We start from the raw sequence: 19482 nt of genomic DNA on the forward strand, positions 1-19482 counted from the left end.
CCTCTCGTTCTCTGATATTAGAATTAATATGCTCCGTCTTTTTTCAGAACACTAAAGATAGTTTTAAACATAATTTGAAAATCTAATTTTATAGACTTATTCTGAACATAATATAATTCCATTCTCTTTCTTTCTGGATACTTTACGTTGCTTCTTCCGTTCACTTGCCAGTATCCACTTATTCCAGGTTTAACAGATAACAAATATTGGATTTCTAATTCCGTATATTCAGTATATAATTCTTTATCCACTATAGGTCGCGGACCAACAAAGGTCATACTGCCATTTAGAACGTTAAATAATTGGGGGAGTTCATCTAAACTAGTCGACCTTAAAAATCTACCAAGACTTGTCATCCTAGGATCTTCGTCAGGGTCTAATTTGTAATCATTTGCAACATATTTTTTGAAAAGTTCTTTATCTTTTTCTAATAATTCACTAGCATTAGATACCATTGACCTAAATTTATAAACTTTAATCCGTTTATAATTCAACCCGAATCTTTCTTGAGAAAAAATAGGGTTTGCTTTAGGTTCTTTAATTTTCAATAATGCATATATACAAACCATTACTCCAGATAATAATAAAATTAAGAATGTGGCTAACATTATATCAATACTTCTTTTAATGAAATTATATAAGGAATTGTGCTTTTGATTGGGAAAATCCAACTCTAAACTTGTAGTAGCACTTTCTTTTTCGTTAGTTAACACTTTTAATCATCTCCTCCTCTTTAAGTTCTAAGTAAATATTTCTAATAATGTTTGCTACTTCTTCTTTTAAATCCTCTCTCTGTAAAGCCATTTCTATAGTAGTTTGAATAAATCCAAGCTTTTCTCCAACGTCATAACGTTTCCCATCAAACTCATATGCAAATACACGTTGCATCTCATTTAGACGCGTAATGGCGTCAGTCAATTGAATTTCATTCCCCGCTCCTGGTTCTTGCGTCTCCAAATATTTAAAAATCTCCGGGGTAAACAAGTACCGACCTAGAATTGCTAGGTTTGAAGGAGCTGTACCAGGTTCAGGTTTTTCGACAAATGATTTCACCTTATGTAACTTCTCCGACACACTTGAACTCGGATCAACAATTCCATAACGCTGCGTTTCTTCATCTGAAACCGACTGCACCCCGATAATCGAGCTATTCGTAACTTCATACTGCTCAATCAATTGACGCGTACAAGGCACCTCCGCTTGAACGATATCATCACCTAACATGACAACAAATGGCTCGTCGCCGATAAACGCTTTCGCTTGGAGCACGGCATGACCGAGCCCTCTCGGCTTCGATTGACGGATGAAGTGGATGTTGATGTTCGTCGTCTCTTCGACGAGCTTCAAAAACTCAGACTTCCCTTTCTCAATCAATTGCTGCTCGAGCTCAGGTACCGAGTCGAAGTGATCCTCGATGGCCCGTTTGCCTTTGCCTGTCACGATCAAGATGTCTTCGATGCCTGACTCGACCGCTTCTTCAATGATGTATTGGATCGTTGGTTTATCGACGATTGGCAACATCTCTTTTGGCATTGCTTTTGTCGCCGGTAAGAAACGCGTTCCGAGACCGGCTGCCGGAATGACGGCTTTTTTCACTCGTTTAATTGTCATCTATCCCACTCCTCTTGGATGGTTCTATCTATTATGTCTAATCCATAGAAAAAAGGATGTATCTACCATCCTTTAAAAAAATTATAAATTAAGGGTATCACGTTCGAACCACCTAAAAAACCAAGGAAAGGAAATTAAAACATAAAATCGTTCGACAGATGTCGACAAAAATCATAATGATAACCTAGTTGTCAATCGTTTATTGTTAATAAAGGGAAATCATTTCTTCCATTTCCCTCTCCAATTTTTAATTGGAAGAATAGGGGGGTCGATGAAGACGAATTCATCTTTCAGGACCGCCTCAGCGTTACCGACGTACGTGTCCCATTTGTCGGCCCCGAGTTCTTTCGTGACCGCGTCTTTGGCGTCGTCCCAGTAGAACGTGCGGCGCCCGGTGCTATGGGCATCCGAGGCGATCAAGTGGCTCAGTCCGTTCCGTAGAAATGTGAAAGCGAGATCTTGCACGTTTTGTCCGAACTCACCCGTCAGGCTGCCCGTCGTGATTTGCGACAACGCACCAGACGACACAAAGTCCATCAAGCGCTTCGGGTTCGTCGCGAACTCTTTGTTGCGCTCGGGGTGGGCGATGACCGGTGTGTACCCTTCTGTCTGCAGTCCGAAGAACAATTGCTCGGCGTAGGCCGGGACAGAGTCACTCGGGAACTCGACGAGGACGTAACGCGATCCGGCGAGCGAGAGCGCCTGGCCTTGCTCGAGCGCCTCGACTAACTCGCCGAACACGCGAATCTCTTGCCCAGCGTACAGGTCAAGCGCGATGCCCTCATGGCGAAATACGTCTTGAAGCTTGGCGACGGCGTTTTGGACGTTCAACTCGTCCGTCTCGAACTGGGGGTGAAACGCGTGGGGGGTGACCACGATTGCGGTCACCCCTTCGCTTGCCGCGCGCTTCGCCATTTCTACCGCTTGTTCGACCGTCTCCGGTCCGTCATCGACGGCCGGGAGCAAGTGACAATGGATATCGATCATGGCGTTGTCTCCTTTTTACTCGTACGCGTAGTAGTAATAATAATCATCGCTGCCTTGCGGCTCACGCTTATTCAAGACGACACCGAGGATATGGGCCTCGGCGAGCGTCAACTGTTCTTTCGCTTTGACGACCATCTGGCGGTCCGACTTGTCGCAACCGACGACGAGGACGACGCCGTCCACTTTCCGGGCGAGGACGCGTGTGTCGGCGACTTGCATCATCGGCGGGGCGTCTAAAATGATGATGTCGTAATTCGTTTTCAACTCTTCGAGCACGCGGTCCATCGTCTTCGACGACAACAGCTCCGACGGGTTCGGCGGAATCGGTCCCGCTGCCATCAAGTCCAAGTTCTCGACTTGTGTCGAATGCGTCGCTTTCTCGATCGTCGTCTTTTTAGCGAGGACGGTCGACAGCCCGATCCCGTTCGATAGACGGAACGTGAAGTGGGCAGTCGGGCGGCGCATGTCGCAGTCGACGAGTAAGACGCGCTTGCCTTGCTGGGCGTAGACGACGGCGAGGTTCGACGACGTCGTCGACTTGCCTTCACCAGACGAGGCAGATGTGATGACCATCGTCTGTAAGTCGTCATCGACGGCCGTGAACTCGAGGTTCGTCCGGATCGTCCGGTATTGCTCGGAGATCGGCGACTTCGGCTTATGGACCGTGATCAAGTCGCGTCCGGTCTTGTCGTATTTGATATGTTTGTGTTTCTTTTTCCCGAAATTAAACATGGACTTCTTCACCTTTCACTTTCGCTTGGCGTTGTTGCTGCATCTCGACACGGTCAATGACCGGGATCGACCCTAATACCGGGAGTTCTAAAATCGTCTCGACGTCTTGCTCCGTCTTGATGCGACGGTCGAGCATGACTTTGAGGAAAGCGATGGCGACTCCGATCATCAAGCCGAGCACGGTCGCGATCGCCGTATTGAGCAAGATGTTCGGACTGACCGGGAACATCGGCACGGACGCATCCGACAACACTTTGACGTTGTCGACGCCGCTCATTAGTTCTTTCACTTCTTTCGAGAACACGGTGCTGATCTCGTTGGCGATATCCGTTGCGAGCACCGGGTTCGTATGTTGGACCGCAATGTTGATGACTTGCGAGTTTTGTTCGCTGTTGACGGTGATCAAGTTACTGATGTCTTCCGGGGCACCGACGACGTTCTCTTGGACCGGCTCTAAGATGGCCGGGCTCTGGATGATGACGCGGTACGTGTTGACGAGCGCGACCGACGACTGGACTTGGCCGGTGTCGATCATGTTGTTTTGTGTCTCTTTCGGTGCGACGAGCACTTGTGTCGACGCCTCATACGTCGGTTGGATGACGTACGAGCTGACAAGGAAGGCGATAAGTGCCGCGATGAGTGCTAAACTTGCGATGAGCCATTTGCTCCGCTTCAAGATGGAGAACAGTTCTCCAAGGGAAATCGTTTCTTCATTCATATTCGTGTTCTCTCTCCTCTATTCTGTAAAATCACGACTGGAAAATTTCCGCAAATAATATTTTTACTGACAATACCAAAACATTATAGCAAAAATTCTCTCCCGTGATGACCCATTTTTTAAAAATTGGGTTTTTTGGCATGCAAATCTGCTAAACTTTGAAAGGAATAACTTTACAAAAGGGGGAGACAATAGTGCACGTTAGTGAGCGCCTACTCCAGCTATATGCCGATGTCGATGCGTCGACACGTACAAAATTGCAAACTTTAATCAAACAAAATCTAGGGGACGGCAAATCGTTGACCGTTTCTTTTGAAGAACTGACCGGTGCGACGAAAGCCTCACTCCCGACCGACGAAAAATCAGCGGCCGACTTCACGGCCTGGATCAAAGACGGGAAGAAAGATGCCACGTTCCTTCCATATTATGTGTCTTTACTCGAGAAGCATGATCGGGTGCTGAACAAAGAAGCGACGGTGCCGCAACCGATCACGGTTGACAAGACAGTCGTCAACGAGACAACGGAAGACGCCGCATCGGAAAGAACGCCACAACCAGCAGCACAGACTCAGAAGCCGCGTTACGTACCGGAGACTTCGGTCCCGTCGCGCGCCGAACGGGCCAAGCGAATTGAACCGGCCCGCCCTCGTAAGAAGAAAGGCAAATGGCTCGGTGGCCTGTTGCTCGTCACGATCTTATTAGGCGGCGGCTATATCGGGTATCCATATGTAGCGGCGCTGTTTGAGCCGAGCGAGACAACGGAAGTCGAGACACCGGCACCTGAGCCGGAACCTGTCGTCGAAGCACCGGAGACGAACTACGTCTGGCTGGCGACGAAAAACGTCAACCTCGTCAGCGAACCGAACGGCACGACAGTCACCTATATAGGAGATATCGGCGATCGCTACGAGATTGTGAACGAACAAGACAATCATGTCGAAGTCGACCTCGACGGCACAACGGCTTGGGTCGCACTCGACGCCGTCACGACCGACTGGCCGTCACGCGATCTGACTGACAGTACGCTGCTCGACTGGGCCGAAACAAACCTAGACAACGCTTGGCTTGGTGAAACGCTCCCTGATTTCTTCGCGATGAACGAGGCCGCACTCACCGAGACGATCGGCGCACCGTACGGTCGTGAGACCGACGCCTTGAACGCCTACGCGTTCTACAACGGCGGCTTCTTCGTCATCCAAGACGACCAAGTCCACGCCATCGACTGGACGAACACGCAACTCGCGCGCGAGGCGTTCGACCCGCTCGGTGAACCCGTCATCGAGACGAACGACGCGCTCGTCTATGAGAGCGAGACGTACTCGCTCCGCTTATTTATCGGCACGAACGGACAGACCCGCGTGCGTTTGACAGAAAAATAATGATTTTTTCGGAAGGAGTAATCCCCATGACTACAATTTTAGTTACAGGTGGTGCCGGTTACATCGGCACCCATACCGTCCTCCAACTACTTGAAAATGATTACGATGTCATCGTCCTCGACAACTTGTCGAACAGCCGCCGTGAGGCGCTCGACCGTGTTGAGGCGCTGACCGGCAAAACGGCCGAGTTTTATCTCGGCGACATCCTCGACCGAGAGTTATTGGAACAGATATTCTTGAAACATACGATCGACGCCGTCATCCATTTCGCCGGACTGAAAGCCGTCGGCGAGTCGGTGAACGAGCCGCTCCGCTATTACGAGAACAACGTCGTCGGGACGACCGTCCTGCTCGACGTGATGAACGCGTTCGACGTGAAACAGATCGTCTTTTCTTCTTCTGCGACCGTATACGGCATGCCGGAACGGACGCCGATCGACGAATCGTTCCCGCTCAGCGCGACGAACCCGTACGGCCGCACGAAACTGATGATCGAAGACATCATGCGCGACTTGGCCGTCGCCGACCCGTCATGGAGCATCGCGCTCCTCCGCTATTTCAACCCGATCGGTGCCCATGAGTCAGGCCAGATCGGTGAAGATCCGTTCGACGTACCGAACAACTTGATGCCGTACATCACGCAAGTCGCCGTCGGCCGCTTGAGCGAACTGAGCGTGTTCGGTGACGACTACGACACACCGGACGGCACCGGCGTCCGCGACTACATCCACGTCGTCGACTTGGCAGAAGGCCACTTGAAGGCGCTCGACTACGTCATGGACCACACCGGCGCCGAGGCGTTCAACCTCGGGACCGGCACGGGCTACAGCGTGCTCGACCTCGTCAAGGCTTTCGAGGTGGAGAGTGGAAAAACTGTCCCGTATAAAGTGACGCCGCGTCGCCCAGGCGACATCGGCAGCTGCTACGCCGACCCGACGAAGTCGAAAGACGCGCTCGGCTGGGAAGCGAAACACGACGTCCGCGCCATGTGCCGCGACGCCTGGAACTGGCAAGCGAACAACCCGAACGGTTACCGGGCATAAGAAAAACCCCTTACGTGAGAACGAGTTATCGTTCTTCCGTAAGGGGTTTTGTCGTGTCTTCTTCTATCAGGTCTTCTTCTATCGCGTCTTGTCGCTCCCGCGCCCCGAGCACGCCGTAGTCGAGGACGACGATCAAGATGGCGATCCCGGCGAGCGTCCACGCGGCGTCGATGGCGAACTCGCCGACGATGAAGCCGAACAGGACGAAGGCGCCGAACGTCAGGTAATAGCCCTTGCGCCAAAGCGATCGGTATTGATTGGCGACGTCACGGTCCCATACGTAGAGGGCGACGTAGCCGACCAAGGCGATGAACAGCGTGGCAAACATCCAATAGAGAAACGACTGTAGCGTCAAGCCGAACAAATACGCGAATAAAGGTTGATTCATGGAAATCCGCTCCTTCGGTGTATGGTCGTGTATGTCATAGAACTTCCTTCTATTCCATTTTCTACCTAAACACCGAATGCGTCAATACGACTATTAACCAAAAATGTTTTTTGGTTCAAAAGCCCTATTATTGTTTGAGCCACATGAAGTCGTACGCCTCGAGCACGACCGCCTCGACCCATTCTCCCGTGAACAAGTTCGTCCCGCTCGCAGCGATGACGACCCGTTCGTCCGACACGTTCGTATAGAGTAGAAGTGTCTCGCCTCCCCCGCTCCGCTCGACCGTGAACACGCGTTTGTCCGTCGCGACGATGCGCTGCTCGGCGTACGGCGAGAAGGCCGGGTGCGTCCGCTTGACGTTCAGCTGGCTCAAGATGCCGGAGAACACTTGCAGGCGGTACGGGTCCGTCTTCAACTCTTGGACGAGCGCGGCCCGCTCGACCGGCGTCGTCACCCCGAGCAGCGTCCGGTAATCGACGGCCGGGATGCCTTGCAGCGAGAACAGGACGCTATGGGCGGCGAGCAACATGTCGACCGACGGCTCGAGCAAGTTCTTCTCGAACGGGTCCCGCTCCGGGCTCGACAAGAAGTTGAAGTACGTCTTGCCGTCCTCGGGTGCCTCGATGTTGTCGGCCCAGTCCGTCAACCCTTTGGCGTTGCCTTGGGCGAAAGCGAGCAGCGTATGGGACGCCAAGTCGAAGTGACAGATGACGTCGGCGACTTCGAAGTAGGAACCGGTCCGGTCGGCGTCCCCTTCATAGGCGAGGACGAGCTGCCCGTGCGGTTTATAATGGTGGAGAATCAATTGCCATAGTTCGAGCACGTGCTTGATCCGCTCCTCGGGCATGCCCCGGAACGATTGGACGTGGACGCGTACTTTCGTCGCCCCTTGCGCGAGCCGTTCGATGAAGGCGTCGGTCTCGTCGAGCAAATCGACTTGCAGCTCGTTATAGACGTCCGGCGTCATCTCATACATGAGATCGAACTCGTCGTGGAAGCGCCCGAGGTCCTCGAACAGACGGATGCGCGGGTTGACGGCCGTGTCGGTCGGCTTCACTTGATGCGGGAACAGCGACACGAGATACAAGTCGCTGATCGACGATCGGACATGGTCTTTCAACAGCGTGTGCAGCGCGTCGAGGTCTTGCGTCCCATCTGTCGTGACGGCGTTCGCGTCGACGATGAGGACGCTCGTCAGCTCGCTCGGCGCCTCGTGGTCGTGCCACGTGTGGCCGGCCCACTTGTCGAACAGACGGCGCCAGTCGTCGGCTGTATGATCGTCTTCGAGTCGGTTGATTATCGGTTCAAGTTTGTCCCAAATCATGTGATCCCTCCTAGTACTGTCTCTATTAACAGTCCCACCGATGTGCCCGTTTCAAACGCACGAAAAAAGCCACCCGAGAAGGGCGACTTCAGTCCATCAAACGCTTCAGTTCGGTCTGGACGCTTGCGAGCGAGTTCGGATCGGGGTTCCAGTAATAAATACCGTCTGACTCCAGCCCGCCCGCCCCTTCGATCCGGAGCGTGCTGGCGTTACGGAACGCCTGCATGTAGTCCGTCGACAGACCGACGAGCTCGTTGAACTCGATGTTCGTCTTGGCACGGTTGCCGGCGACGTCCAACAATTTCGTCACTTTATCGACCGAGAAGTCGGAACGCCCTTTCTCGACGATGGCCGCGACGACAGCGCGTTGCCGCTCTTGGCGGCCGAAGTCTCCGTTCGGGTCGTTGTAACGCATGCGCGTATACGACAATGCCGACTCACCCGTCAACTCCACTTCACCGACCGGATACGAGTAACCGTCCGATGCGAACGCGAAGTTGTTCGTCACCGTGATGCCGCCGAGCGCGTCGACGACCTCGGTGAACGCCTCCATGTCCGTCTCGACGACGTAGTCGATCGGGATGTCCAAGAGTCCTTCGACCGTATCCATCGCCATCTCGGCCCCACCGAACGCGTAGGCGTGGTTGATCTTGTCACGCATCCCGCGCCCGACGATCTCCGTCTTGGTATCCCGCGGGATACTGAGCATCGCCCCTTCGTCCGTCTCCGGGTTGAGCGTCATGACGATGATCGAGTCGCTCCGCCCTTGCTCGGTGCCACGGCGATCGACGCCGAGAAGGAGGACCGACACGGACCGTTTCTCTTCGATCGTCTGCACTTGTTTGCGTTCTTCAGAGATTTCTAAATTATCGTTCACCCGTGTCACCGTCTCATTGACGTCCCGGTACATCGACCAGACGAACAGTCCGCCGGCGATGAGGATGACGGTCATGACGCCTACTGTGAGCAATACCCATTTCTTCCATGATGATTTCTTGCGATGTCTCGCCATCAGACCACCTGCTTTCATTAAATCTATAGTATGAATAATTCCCGCTTACCGTGTAGTATTATAGCACGTTGCCAAAAAATGCTAACGATTTCTTTCGGATTTTCATGGGAAATGTGTGCGCTGAGGCCGGCGTCGCGTATGACCGGGCCAAGCCGCGTTGATCTCCGCCCCGAGCAGCATCGTCGCCGCCGTCAAGTAGAGCCAGATCTGAAACAAGATGACGATCCCAATCGTCCCGTACGTGTCGCCGAACATCGAGAACTGGTCGACGTAGATGCTGTAGCCGGTCGACAACAGCTGCCACGAGATGACGGCGAAAGTGGCGCCTGGGAGCGTCTCCGTGAATGTGACGTGTTGCTGAGGGGCGAACTTATAAAACAGCGAGAACGCGAAGATGAGGATGACGGTTGAGACGGTATAGCGGGCGAGCGTCGCCAACCGTTCAAACTCCTCGAGCATCGGGAACCACGCGTACATGAGCTCGACGAACTCACGGCCGAAGATGTGGAACACGATCAAGATGACGGCGCCGACGCTGAAGGCGACGAGCGTCAACAGCCCGATGAGCCGACGGACGATGTAGCTGCGCGCCTCGGTCTCGCCGTACGCGAACACGGTCAGCTTGACGAGCCGGGCCGCCCCGTTTGAGGCCGACCAGACGGCGATGACGGCACCGACCGAGATGAGTCCGGCGTTGATGTCGCCGCTGACGTCATAGACGACCGACAGCATGTCACGCACACTCGCGCCCGGGATTAAGATTTCGATCTGCTCGATCAACAGGGCGTCGTCGATTCCGAGCCACGCCATGACGGCGAACAACAGGACGAACGTCGGGAAGATGGCGAGAAACCAGAAGAAGGCGAGCGTGGCGCTATAGTCGTTGATGTGATGGTCTTTGAAGCGATGGCGGACGTCGATGATGAGACAAATCAGTCGGTCGAGCACACGGGTCACCCCTTTTCTTTTCATTATCGCACAAATTAAAACGCCCCATCCGCTTTGGATGAGGCGCCATTGTCATTGTTCCATCAATTCGCCGAGATACGACTTCACGTCTTCAAGTGAGGCCGCATCCGGGTTCCAGTAATAGATGCCGTCTTCAGCCTTGCCGCCAGTGCCTTCGAGACGAAGGACGTCCTGGTTTTTGAAGGCGGCCATATAGTCGGCCGATAGTGTCCGGATGTCTTTGAACGTCATGTTCGTCTTCGCGTTATTGCCTAAGACGTCGAGCATATTGTTGAATTTCGAGATCGAGAAATCGTCTTTGCCTTCGTTGACGAGCGCCGTGATGACATCACGCTGACGCTCTTGGCGACCAAAGTCACCACTCGGGTCGTCGTAGCGCATCCGCGTGTACGCAAGCGCCTCGGGGCCCGACAAGTTGATCGTGCCTGGCTCGAACGAATACTCGCCTGACGTGAAGGCGAACTTGTTCGTCACTTCGACGCCGCCGAGAAGGTCGACCGTGTCTTGGAACCCTTTCATATCGACTTCGGCGACGTAATCGATTGGGATGTCGAGTAAGTTCTCGACCGTCGCGAGCGCCATTTCGGCACCGCCGAACGCGTAGGCGTGGTTGATCTTATCGGTCGTGCCTTTGCCGACGATCTCCGTCTTCGTGTCGCGCGGGATGCTGAGCATCGCGCTCGCATCCGTATTCGGGTTGAGTGTCATGACGATAATCGAATCGCTGCGGCCTTGCTCGTCGGCACGGCGGTCGACACCAAGCAACAGGACCGATACCGGTTTCTTGTCGTTGATCGTCTGCTTGTTCATCCGTTCCGGGCTGAGCCCGGCCGACTCGTTCAAACGACTGACCGTCGAGTCCACTTGGTTATACAAATAAGCTGCCACCCCGACTCCGATGAGCAGGAACAGTCCGACGACGATCCCCACAATCAACGCGATGCGTTTTGCGGGCGTTTTCTTCCTACGACGTTTCTTGACTCTCTTTTTCTTTTGCTCTTCCATGACATTGCACCTTTCCTCGAACCTGTAGTCAATTTCACATAGGTTTTATTTTAGCATGCACCTTATTTTAATATTCCTATTTTTTATAAAAGAGGTAAATGGTTGCCGATTGTTGTCGAATCATTCACTCGCTTATTTTTATCGGCCGGTTTTGAAAAAAGGTTTAGCTTTTCTGGCATATCTTTTTTTAATCCTACCCTGAGCTCCAAAAACCGAAACCGCTACCATTCCGATCACCATAGGCACAAGGTCGCAACACGCAGTTCTAATTCTTACGAAACCGATCGGGGACGTCCTCAATCGATTGTTTTTTTAGGTCCGTTTCCTTATTTCTAAAAAGCCTTATAGTACAAACGCATTATTTTTTGTAATATTTGTATAAGAAATCATGTAAATGTAATTGAAATCCAATTATTTTGCGAAGGGGATAGACGGATGCGTTTCGTCGTCACGTGTTTTATCGAGAAAAAAGAGCCGTTTTCATTTATTATTTATGGAAGTTCGAGGCACCAGGCCGAACGGACATTTAACCAGACGCTCCAGTTGGCCAATCCGCTCAACGACTTCATCGAGGCGAGTGATGGACAGAAGATCCGAATCGGGTCGATCCTCGCCTATCGGATCGATGATATAAATCCTCTCTTTTGAATCCGCTCCATTTCGGGTAACCCTTATAAAGACTAAACCAATCGATTGGGGGAACGAATATGGAACTAGGAATGATTGGACTTGGCAAGATGGGACTCAACCTGGCGCTCAATTTGACGGATGGGGGCCACCGCGTGCTCGGTTACGACCCGGGCAACGTGTCGACGAGCCAGTTCGAGACGCTCGATTCGCTCGAAGCGGTCGTGGACGGATTGAAAGCGCCGCGCGTCGTCTGGGTGATGGTGCCGGCCGGTGACGTGACCGAGCGTGTGTTGAACGATTTGCATGCGCTGTTGTCTCCAGGGGATATCGTCATCGACGGCGGCAACTCGAACTATAAGGAGTCGATGCGGCGGGCCGAGCACTTCAACGACAAACTGATCTACTTCTTCGACGTCGGGACGAGTGGCGGCATGGAAGGCGCACGCAACGGCGCCTGCACGATGATCGGCGGCGATATCGAGGCGTTCGGCAAGATCGAGGAATTGTTCCAAGACGTGTCGACGGACAACGGCTACTTGTACGCCGGGCCGAGTGGCAGCGGGCATTTCCTCAAGATGATCCACAACGGCATCGAGTACGGCATGATGCAGGCGATCGCCGAAGGGTTCGAGATTCTCGAGAAGAGCCCATTCGATTACGACCACGAACAAGTCGCCCGTGTCTGGAATCACGGTTCGGTCGTCCGCTCCTGGTTGATGGAGTTGACCGAGAGCGCGTTCCACAAGGACGCGAAGCTCGACGAGATCAAAGGCGTCATGCATGCGTCGGGCGAAGGCAAGTGGACGGTCGAGACGGCGCTCGAATACGGCGTCCCGGCACCCGTCATCGCCATGTCGCTCATGATGCGCCAACGCTCGCTCGAGGAGGACACGTTCTCCGGCAAGGTCGTCGCCGCGCTCCGGAACGAGTTCGGCGGTCATGCGGTCGAGAAGAAATGAACGACAAAAAGGCAAATCCTTCACGTTTGAGGGATTCGCCTTTTTTTGTGTCTCATTGTCTGTCAGTCTTAATCTCCAGACTGACGTAAGACGTCTTCAATTCAAGTTGATACAACGTCCCGCTGTCCCCGAACGGGCGAACGTTTCCGAACGAGAACTTACCCGTTTCCAAATATGTTCCTGCCTGCAGACGGATGAGCATCGTCGACGGAATCAGCATCTGTTGACTGTTGATTTCAATCGTGTCCTCAGTATAAGCGACCTCGATGTCTGCTTGTTGATACAGTTCGTACTTTTGATAGGCGTCATACTGGGTGAGTGCCTCAAGGTGCGGATACGTCCGGTCAATCATCTTGAACATGTCTTCAAACGAGTCTTCCATCGTCGCCCAGCCCTGTCCTTTCGAGCGCCGTTCATCCAGCACGTCGTCCGGATGGATAAAGTGCGACACGAGTCCGAAGTTCGCGATCGCGTCGACGACAACGAACTGGTCGTCTATCGTTTCATTATATCCGCTCGAAATGCGCGGAAAGTTATATAAGTGTTCATAAATCGGATCGGGGCCGAACTCTTGGACGTAACTGCCTTTCGAGGTGTCCCCGCTGTACAGGCTAGCGATGACGAGTCCATTGGGGAATGCTTCGTTCAAGACGGAAAGGCCTGACGCTCCGATAATGTTTGATGGGGGAACGTAGCTCCGAATCTCTTCCTTCGGTATATAATAGCTAAACGTGTCGACGACCCGTTCGACGGCGCTCCGCATCTCCTCTCGACTCGCCCACGCCGTGTACCCGAGTTCCGGGTCCATCGTCTCCCCGTTCGTCACTAACGGCTGGTGGTTTAATCCGTGCAGCCCGATCTCCCCGTCCACTTGCATGAGACCACGCCCGTACTCGAACATCGATGCCCGAATCTTTTGAACAAGTTGGTCGACATCCTCTTCACTCGTCGCTTTATAGCTCCCGATCATGAACCCGGTGTAGACCAAATCATGGTCGCGGGCAATCTGTTGCACGTCCTGCCACCAGACGTCTGAGAAGAAATCTTTGATCGACAATCCGTACGCGTCCTCGATAACCGGAATTGAATTATCGGGCACCGGTGCCGGGAAATAATCGTCAGCGCCTGCACCATCAAGCCGCGTGAGTTTTTGTCAGACAAGGAAGTCGTGTTCCAAAACATGACTTCACCGTCACCATATGGCGCCATCCTTGAACTACCCCCACCTACGCTTCGCTTAGAGGTGGAGGATTCCTGAGTCATCCGGTCTAACGACCGGAACCTGATCAGGCTAGCCCCGTCGTCCCGACGGTTGAAGAGGCCAAGATTCGTTCAGCCTCTCGTTTCAAGTTCAGTCCTGCGTTCACATCGCGGTCGTGGTGGATCCCGCAGCCCGGGCATGTCCACTCACGCAGACCAAGATGCTTCACGTCTTTGTGTTGATGGCCACAACTCGAACAGAGCTGGCTCGAGGCAAAGGTCTTGCCGACCTTCACGACGGTCTTCCCGTACCAGTCCGCCTTGTATGCGAGCATGCGGAAGAACTCCGACCAACTGACTTCGGAGATGGACTTGCCCAACTTGCGGTTCTTCTGCATGTTCTTCACCTGCAAGGTCTCGATGCCGATGACGTCGTGGTTTTTGACGATCTCGGTCGATACCTTGTGCAGGAAGTCGGTACGCTTGTTGGCGATCTTCTCATGGCTGCGGGCGACCTTGCGCTTTTGTTTTTGATAGTTCTTCGCCTCGGACAGCTTGATGTTCCGGTTCAGTGCGATGAGCCGTCGGCGCGATAGCTTGCGTTGCTCACGCGCCAGTTTCTTCTCAAGCGTGCGAAAATAGCGATCGTTTTGGTACACCGTGCCGTCGGACAGGATAGCGAAGTTCTTGAGTCCGACGTCGACGCCGACGGTTGAGCCGGTCTTCGGCAGTTCGTTGATTTCCTGCTCGACGAGGAGGGAGACGAAGTATTTACCTGAGGCGTTACGTCGGATCGTGGCGTTCAAGATGCGGCCCTCGACCTGCTTCGAGTTGGCGAACCGGACCCACTTCAACTTCGGAAGTTTGAGCTTGTTGCCGACGATCGACACCTCAGGAAGTTGAGACTTGCCTTGGATGTTCGTCTTATAGGATTGGACGGGGTTCCGCTTCGATTTGAACCGTGGCCGTTCGTTCTGCTTCTTGAAGAAGCGGTCATACGCCTCGGCTAGATGTTTGACGCTGGTCTGGACAGATGTGCTATCGACTTCTTTTAGCCAGTCAAACTGTTGCTTCAAGGTAGGAATTTCTTTCGAACAGGAACCGTAGGACAAGCCTTTTCCTGTCGTCTTGTAGGTTTCTTCCCACTTCGCTAAGAAGTGGTTGAAGACGAAACGTGAACAACCGATTGTCTTGGCAATCAGGATTTCCTGCTCCTTTGTCGGATATATTCGGAATTTGTAAGCCTTATGCTTCAACATGATATTCACCCCCTTTGGGTATTTATACCCAATGGATAAACAATTCAGAGTCTAGCGGCAGATCGACATAGCCCGGGAAGAGTTCTCGTTCAAAGATAAGCCCGTTGACCCCATCCAGAAAGTCCCCGAAATCGCTGACACCGACGAGGTCGGCCCACTTCGCATCGATGAAACGTCCGGCGATATAGAGACGCCCCCCTTGTTCGACGTATTGTTTGATCGTCTCGTACGGCCACTGCTCCGTGTTTTCCCCGCTCAAGACGAGCATGTTATGCGGTGACGGGGCGAGCCCCTCGATTTGTGCAGCCGTGATCGATGTATATGGGAGTTTGGCGTAGTCGAGCGCGTATTTGAAGTTCGTCAAAATCGCCTCGGACAATTCATCCTCATTTTGATGAATGTAGATATTGATCGGCTCTCCTTCAAGTTCTCTGCTCTCACCCGCTAGCGTCCTGAACTCTCTCGCTTCATAGGCTTTGGTCGGGATCAACCGGTGGCCATAGTCGAGTCTAAGCAACTGGACAAATAGAATTCCGACCAAGAGTAGTGAAAATAAGGCAGCGACATAGCTGATCATTGATTTGTTCACCAGACTGCACCTTCTAACCGTCTAAGAATGAACCGCCTGTCTTCTTGGATGGTGCTTTCCGGCACCATATCTTTCATCTGGTCAAGCAACGGGCGAAGCTCGGCCTCTCCCTCGTCTGCGAGCACAAGTTACCCCGAGCTCAAGGGACAAGGTCGATTTATCCTCAAGTTTCGTCCGTGGCATGCATGTCACCGCGCGAGCCGGGTCGTCGATCATGTGACGGCACATCGCTTTTACGAATGTTATGACCGTTCCTTGAATTAGGTGTATACTTTGAGACGCATGATTCGCTCGTTTTCATATTACGGGTATGCTGGCCTGTCGGCTGACACGTTCAGCGCTTCGAATCACAGTCTCGCTACGATCACCCCCCGCTATCATTATATGGAAATAATATACACAAAAAATATATAATGTGATTTCATTCATATTGGTGCATACATATAAACGATCGCCCGATTCTTCTAATGTCGCGACGTTTTAGGTCTATTTTCCCGTTTTATTGACTCTTCACTCAAACATATTTACTACCCTTCAAATTATGCGTATATTTGTAAACGCTGCTGTTTTTGTAATGATTGGAAATGAAAATTAGGAATGCTTTACCGTTCCTGACTCGATATATTCAGATTAAGGAGGAAACTATGACTCGGTTCAACTGGATCAATCCGCTCAAATCTCGATTGGCTGCCACTGACTTACCGATCGCACTCGCTGACGTCACGAACGACCGCCACTTCATCGAAGGACACCTCGACCCGGTCTTCTTACTCGACATTCACGGGAACATCGTCGATTCCAACGAGAAACTGTCGCTCTTGCTCGGCTACACGAAGCGTGAGCTGTTCACGCACTTCGCCCGCTTCACGACCGAAGCGGACGCCGAACGGATCCAAACGTATTTCGCAAGCGCCCTGTCAGGAACTGAAGAGACGTACACATGCATGGCGAAACAGAAGGACGGCCGCATGTTGAAGCTGCAAATCACCAACATCCCTGCCTATGACAACCACTTGATCGTCGGTGTGTACGGGATCGCCCGCGACATCACGCAAGACGACCGCTTAAAGGACGAGGTGGGACGGCTTCGCGACTTATACAAGCACGTTGAGGCGTCCATCTATCGAAAAGATTTACGGACCGGTAAGCTCGAGTTTTATACCGCCGGATTTGAGACGTTGTTCCAGACGGCACCGCAAGCGATGGGTGAGGACCCGACATCTTGCCATCACGCGATCCATCGGAACGACTTGGCCAAAGTCCGGGCCGCCCATGCAAGTGTCGAAGCGGGGCAGGAAACGACCGTCCTCTACCGGACAAGCTTTACCGACAGCGTCAAATGGGTCGAGGAACGCCTCATCCCGAAGTTTGACGACGACGGCACGGTCATGGCCGTCATCAGTATCGCCCACGATATCACCCGTCTGAAGACGCAAGAAGAACAGATCTGGCAGCTCGCCATGCACGATTCGCTCACCAGTCTGCCGAACCGGAGCCTGTTTCTCTATGAGCTGGGCGAACGGATGGAGCAGCACGAGCATATCGCGGTCCTGACGATCAGCTTCAACTCGATTCACCGGATCAATCACGACTTCGGCTACGCCGTCGGAGATGACTGGATCGTCGCGGCCACGTCGGCCCTGCTCCATCGTTTGCCGAACGGCAGCTTCGTCGGTCATCTCGGGGGTGACGAATTCATGTTGCTCTTGCCAGATGTCACGGATGAGCCCTCGTTGATCATGAGCTGCCAGTCTTTGCTCAAACTCGGGGAGAAGCATATCCAAGTCGGCCCGTACGAATGGCGACCACCCGTCTCGATCGGGGTCAGCCGCTATCCGCATGACTCGACCGTCGCCGAAGAGCTGCTGCAGTACGCCAACACGGCACTCGGCCGGACGAACTTGCCGGGTATGGACCGGTTCGTCTTTTACGCCTCGAGCTTCAATATCGACTCGTATCGGCGACATCAGCTCGGCAACGATTTGCGTCGCGCCATCGAAGAAGACGAACTCTTCCTTGAATTCCAACCGAAAGTCGACGCTTGGTCGGGCCGGATCGTCGGGGCCGAGGCGCTCGTCCGCTGGCAACATCCCGAATGGGGACGGATTCCGCCGAACGACTTCATCCCGTTGTCTGAAGAGAGCGACCTCCACATCCAACTCGCCGATTGGGTGCTCCATCATACGTGCGCCCATCTCCGCGACTGGCAGGACAAAGACCTCCCCGTCGTCCCGGTGTCGATCAACGTGTCACCGAAACGACTGTTGCATGGGCACTATGCCGAGACGGTCACGCGGGCGCTCCGCCGCTATACGCTCACGCCGTCGCTGCTCGAGATCGAGATACTAGAGACCGATGTCTTGAGCGATAATCGGAAGATTCACGACACGCTCGAACAGCTCGACGCCGCCAATATCCGTGTCGCCCTCGACGACTTCGGGACCGGCTACTCGTCGTTATCTTATTTGCAGCAGTACCCGATAAAGACGATCAAGATCGATCAACAGTTCGCCGCTGACTTGCATGAGAACAAGAAGTCACAGGCGATCGTACGGACGATCCTGTTCATGGCCGAGGAGTTTGCGATGGACGTCGTCATCGAAGGCGTCGAGACGCTCGAACAACTCGATGTCGTCCGACGCCTCAACTGCCGCATCGTCCAAGGCTACTTGTTCAGCCGTCCGCTCGGCGCCGAGCAGTTCGAACGGGCGCTCGAGCACCGCTTCCTAGCAACGACGGAGACGGTCGGTCCAGCCGCCACGCGACAGGCGTTCTCGCTCGAGGCGAGCGTGACGATCCACAAGTTCCACGACCGGGAGCTGTCGATCGGCTCGACCCCGATTCTCGTGACGAAGAGCGGGCTGCAAAGCCTGCATTTTTACGCCCGGGTTCGCCTGCCGGTCACAGAGGCCATCGAATTAAAGATCCTCTTGCCACAAGTCGGTGACAAGACAGATATCCTCGTCCGACTCGTCCGTGTGACCGAGCTCGAAAGCGGTCTGTTCGAATACGAGGCGAGCTATCTCGATACGAGTGAATCGCACCGTGTCATGATGACGTTTCAACAAAACACGCAAGTCCCGAAAAGCTCTTTGTGATCAGTCGAGGGCACTGAAAAACTTCAAATGTTTTTATCTCGAAGTGTTCTTCACGCGAAGCTTCAAAGCGACAAAAACGACACAATAAAAACGACCATTCCTCCGCTCTAAAGGGATGGTCGTTCGTTCATTTCCCGCGTGTCTCTGTCTCGTCGGCTGTCGGGATCACGATTCCGTCGAACTGGTCATCGCGACAGAGCGTGATCGCTTGCATCGCGAGTTGATAGTCCTCTTGCGGCAAGCTGATCAGTTCCGTCGGTAGCACCCATTCTTTATGATTGTACAGATGAATGACGAGTTTGACGAGGACGATTTCGCCCTTCTCGAACGTATTGTCGTCGATGATGGTCGATGTATTGATTCTCCCTGTCTCGAGGTTGATGTACGGCAGCAGAATGTCACGCACCCGCTCGTTCCCCGCGATCACGTACAGCGCCGAGAAATATTCTTTCCCCGCCGCCCCTGGGTCTTCTAACTGACGTGCCAGTTGTTTGAACACGCGATAGTGGTCAGCCGACAAGAAGTCAATGTTATTCATAGTGTTCAGCCTCTCTATCCGTATTTCGCTAGATATGTATC

Annotated in this window: 20 protein-coding genes; 5 read left to right on the forward strand and 15 right to left on the reverse strand. The window is 53.1% G+C overall.

Annotated features, from left to right (window positions below; translation table 11 throughout):
• Positions 1-23: 23 nt before the first annotated feature.
• The 5 genes from EVJ21_RS06615 to EVJ21_RS06635 all read right to left on the reverse strand — a co-directional run bounded on the left by EVJ21_RS06615 (position 24) and on the right by EVJ21_RS06635 (position 4048).
• On the reverse strand, positions 24-713 hold the full coding sequence (locus EVJ21_RS06615; protein WP_236636565.1) for a sugar transferase: 690 nt from the start codon (positions 711-713) through the stop codon (positions 24-26).
• A complete protein-coding gene (gene galU, locus EVJ21_RS06620; RefSeq protein WP_236636566.1) occupies positions 703-1611 on the reverse strand; it encodes a UTP--glucose-1-phosphate uridylyltransferase GalU in 909 nt (302 codons plus the stop codon). Before galU ends, EVJ21_RS06615 begins: the two co-directional genes overlap by 11 nt.
• Before the next feature lie 219 nt (positions 1612-1830).
• A complete protein-coding gene (locus EVJ21_RS06625) occupies positions 1831-2598 on the reverse strand; it encodes a tyrosine-protein phosphatase (protein WP_131490171.1) in 768 nt (255 codons plus the stop codon).
• 15 nt (positions 2599-2613) lie between these two features.
• Complete coding sequence (locus EVJ21_RS06630) at positions 2614-3330, reverse strand: CpsD/CapB family tyrosine-protein kinase (RefSeq protein WP_070328404.1); 717 nt, start codon at positions 3328-3330, stop codon at positions 2614-2616.
• Positions 3323-4048, reverse strand: a complete 726-nt coding sequence (locus EVJ21_RS06635) for a YveK family protein (protein ID WP_131490172.1) — start codon at positions 4046-4048, stop codon at positions 3323-3325. The genes EVJ21_RS06630 and EVJ21_RS06635 overlap by 8 nt, the downstream gene beginning before the upstream one ends.
• 194 nt (positions 4049-4242) lie before the next feature.
• Here EVJ21_RS06635 and EVJ21_RS06640 point away from each other — a divergent pair, with 194 nt between their 5' ends.
• Entirely contained in the window at positions 4243-5427 is a 1185-nt protein-coding gene (locus EVJ21_RS06640) for a flagellar basal body-associated FliL family protein (protein WP_131490173.1), read from the forward strand.
• 26 nt (positions 5428-5453) lie between these two features.
• A complete protein-coding gene (gene galE, locus EVJ21_RS06645) occupies positions 5454-6470 on the forward strand; it encodes a UDP-glucose 4-epimerase GalE (RefSeq protein ID WP_131490174.1) in 1017 nt (338 codons plus the stop codon).
• A 25-nt stretch (positions 6471-6495) separates the two neighbouring features.
• On the opposite strand, the gene EVJ21_RS06650 is transcribed toward galE, so the two are convergent.
• From EVJ21_RS06650 to EVJ21_RS06670, 5 genes are all read right to left on the reverse strand, one after another.
• A complete protein-coding gene (locus EVJ21_RS06650) occupies positions 6496-6858 on the reverse strand; it encodes a hypothetical protein (RefSeq protein WP_131490175.1) in 363 nt (120 codons plus the stop codon).
• Between the two features lie 127 nt (positions 6859-6985).
• Positions 6986-8182 carry an alpha-amylase family protein gene (locus EVJ21_RS06655; protein ID WP_131490176.1) on the reverse strand — a complete coding sequence of 399 codons (1197 nt, stop codon included), beginning with the start codon at positions 8180-8182 and terminating at the stop codon, positions 6986-6988.
• An 88-nt stretch (positions 8183-8270) separates the two neighbouring features.
• Entirely contained in the window at positions 8271-9194 is a 924-nt protein-coding gene (locus EVJ21_RS06660; protein WP_131490177.1) for an LCP family glycopolymer transferase, read from the reverse strand.
• Positions 9195-9296: 102 nt separating this feature from the next.
• Positions 9297-10142, reverse strand: a complete 846-nt coding sequence (locus EVJ21_RS06665; protein WP_236636567.1) for a YihY/virulence factor BrkB family protein — start codon at positions 10140-10142, stop codon at positions 9297-9299.
• Between the two features lie 72 nt (positions 10143-10214).
• Entirely contained in the window at positions 10215-11093 is an 879-nt protein-coding gene (locus tag EVJ21_RS06670) for an LCP family glycopolymer transferase (protein ID WP_236636576.1), read from the reverse strand.
• Positions 11094-11603: 510 nt separating this feature from the next.
• On the opposite strand from EVJ21_RS06670, the gene EVJ21_RS06675 reads away from it, so the two are divergent.
• Positions 11604-11816, forward strand: coding sequence for a hypothetical protein (locus EVJ21_RS06675; RefSeq protein WP_070328395.1), 213 nt, complete (start codon positions 11604-11606; stop codon positions 11814-11816).
• A gap of 59 nt (positions 11817-11875) precedes the next feature.
• Positions 11876-12757 (forward strand): phosphogluconate dehydrogenase (NAD(+)-dependent, decarboxylating), encoded by an 882-nt coding sequence (gnd, locus tag EVJ21_RS06680; RefSeq protein WP_070328394.1) that lies wholly within the window; start codon positions 11876-11878, stop codon positions 12755-12757.
• 52 nt (positions 12758-12809) lie between these two features.
• Here the strand turns inward: gnd and EVJ21_RS06685 are convergent, their stop codons facing one another.
• The 4 genes from EVJ21_RS06685 to EVJ21_RS15545 all read right to left on the reverse strand — a co-directional run bounded on the left by EVJ21_RS06685 (position 12810) and on the right by EVJ21_RS15545 (position 15930).
• On the reverse strand, positions 12810-13814 hold the full coding sequence (locus tag EVJ21_RS06685) for a DUF2194 domain-containing protein (protein ID WP_236636568.1): 1005 nt from the start codon (positions 13812-13814) through the stop codon (positions 12810-12812).
• A gap of 229 nt (positions 13815-14043) precedes the next feature.
• Positions 14044-15216, reverse strand: a complete 1173-nt coding sequence (tnpB, locus tag EVJ21_RS06690) for an IS200/IS605 family element RNA-guided endonuclease TnpB (RefSeq protein WP_131490180.1) — start codon at positions 15214-15216, stop codon at positions 14044-14046.
• 22 nt (positions 15217-15238) lie between these two features.
• Positions 15239-15805 (reverse strand): hypothetical protein, encoded by a 567-nt coding sequence (locus tag EVJ21_RS06695; protein ID WP_201739984.1) that lies wholly within the window; start codon positions 15803-15805, stop codon positions 15239-15241.
• Positions 15802-15930, reverse strand: a complete 129-nt coding sequence (locus tag EVJ21_RS15545; protein WP_255570010.1) for a hypothetical protein — start codon at positions 15928-15930, stop codon at positions 15802-15804. The genes EVJ21_RS06695 and EVJ21_RS15545 overlap by 4 nt, the downstream gene beginning before the upstream one ends.
• 519 nt (positions 15931-16449) lie before the next feature.
• On the opposite strand from EVJ21_RS15545, the gene EVJ21_RS06700 reads away from it, so the two are divergent.
• Positions 16450-18903: a sensor domain-containing protein gene (locus tag EVJ21_RS06700; protein ID WP_161568950.1), complete on the forward strand. Its 2454-nt coding sequence runs from the start codon at positions 16450-16452 to the stop codon at positions 18901-18903.
• A 127-nt stretch (positions 18904-19030) separates the two neighbouring features.
• On the opposite strand, the gene EVJ21_RS06705 is transcribed toward EVJ21_RS06700, so the two are convergent.
• Positions 19031-19441: a hypothetical protein gene (locus EVJ21_RS06705; RefSeq protein ID WP_131490182.1), complete on the reverse strand. Its 411-nt coding sequence runs from the start codon at positions 19439-19441 to the stop codon at positions 19031-19033.
• Positions 19442-19482: the final 41 nt, after the last annotated feature.

Origin of the sequence: Exiguobacterium sp. SH0S2 (assembly GCF_004337185.1) — a bacterium.
In the GTDB taxonomy this organism is placed as follows: Bacteria; Bacillota; Bacilli; order Exiguobacteriales; family Exiguobacteriaceae; genus Exiguobacterium; species Exiguobacterium aurantiacum_A.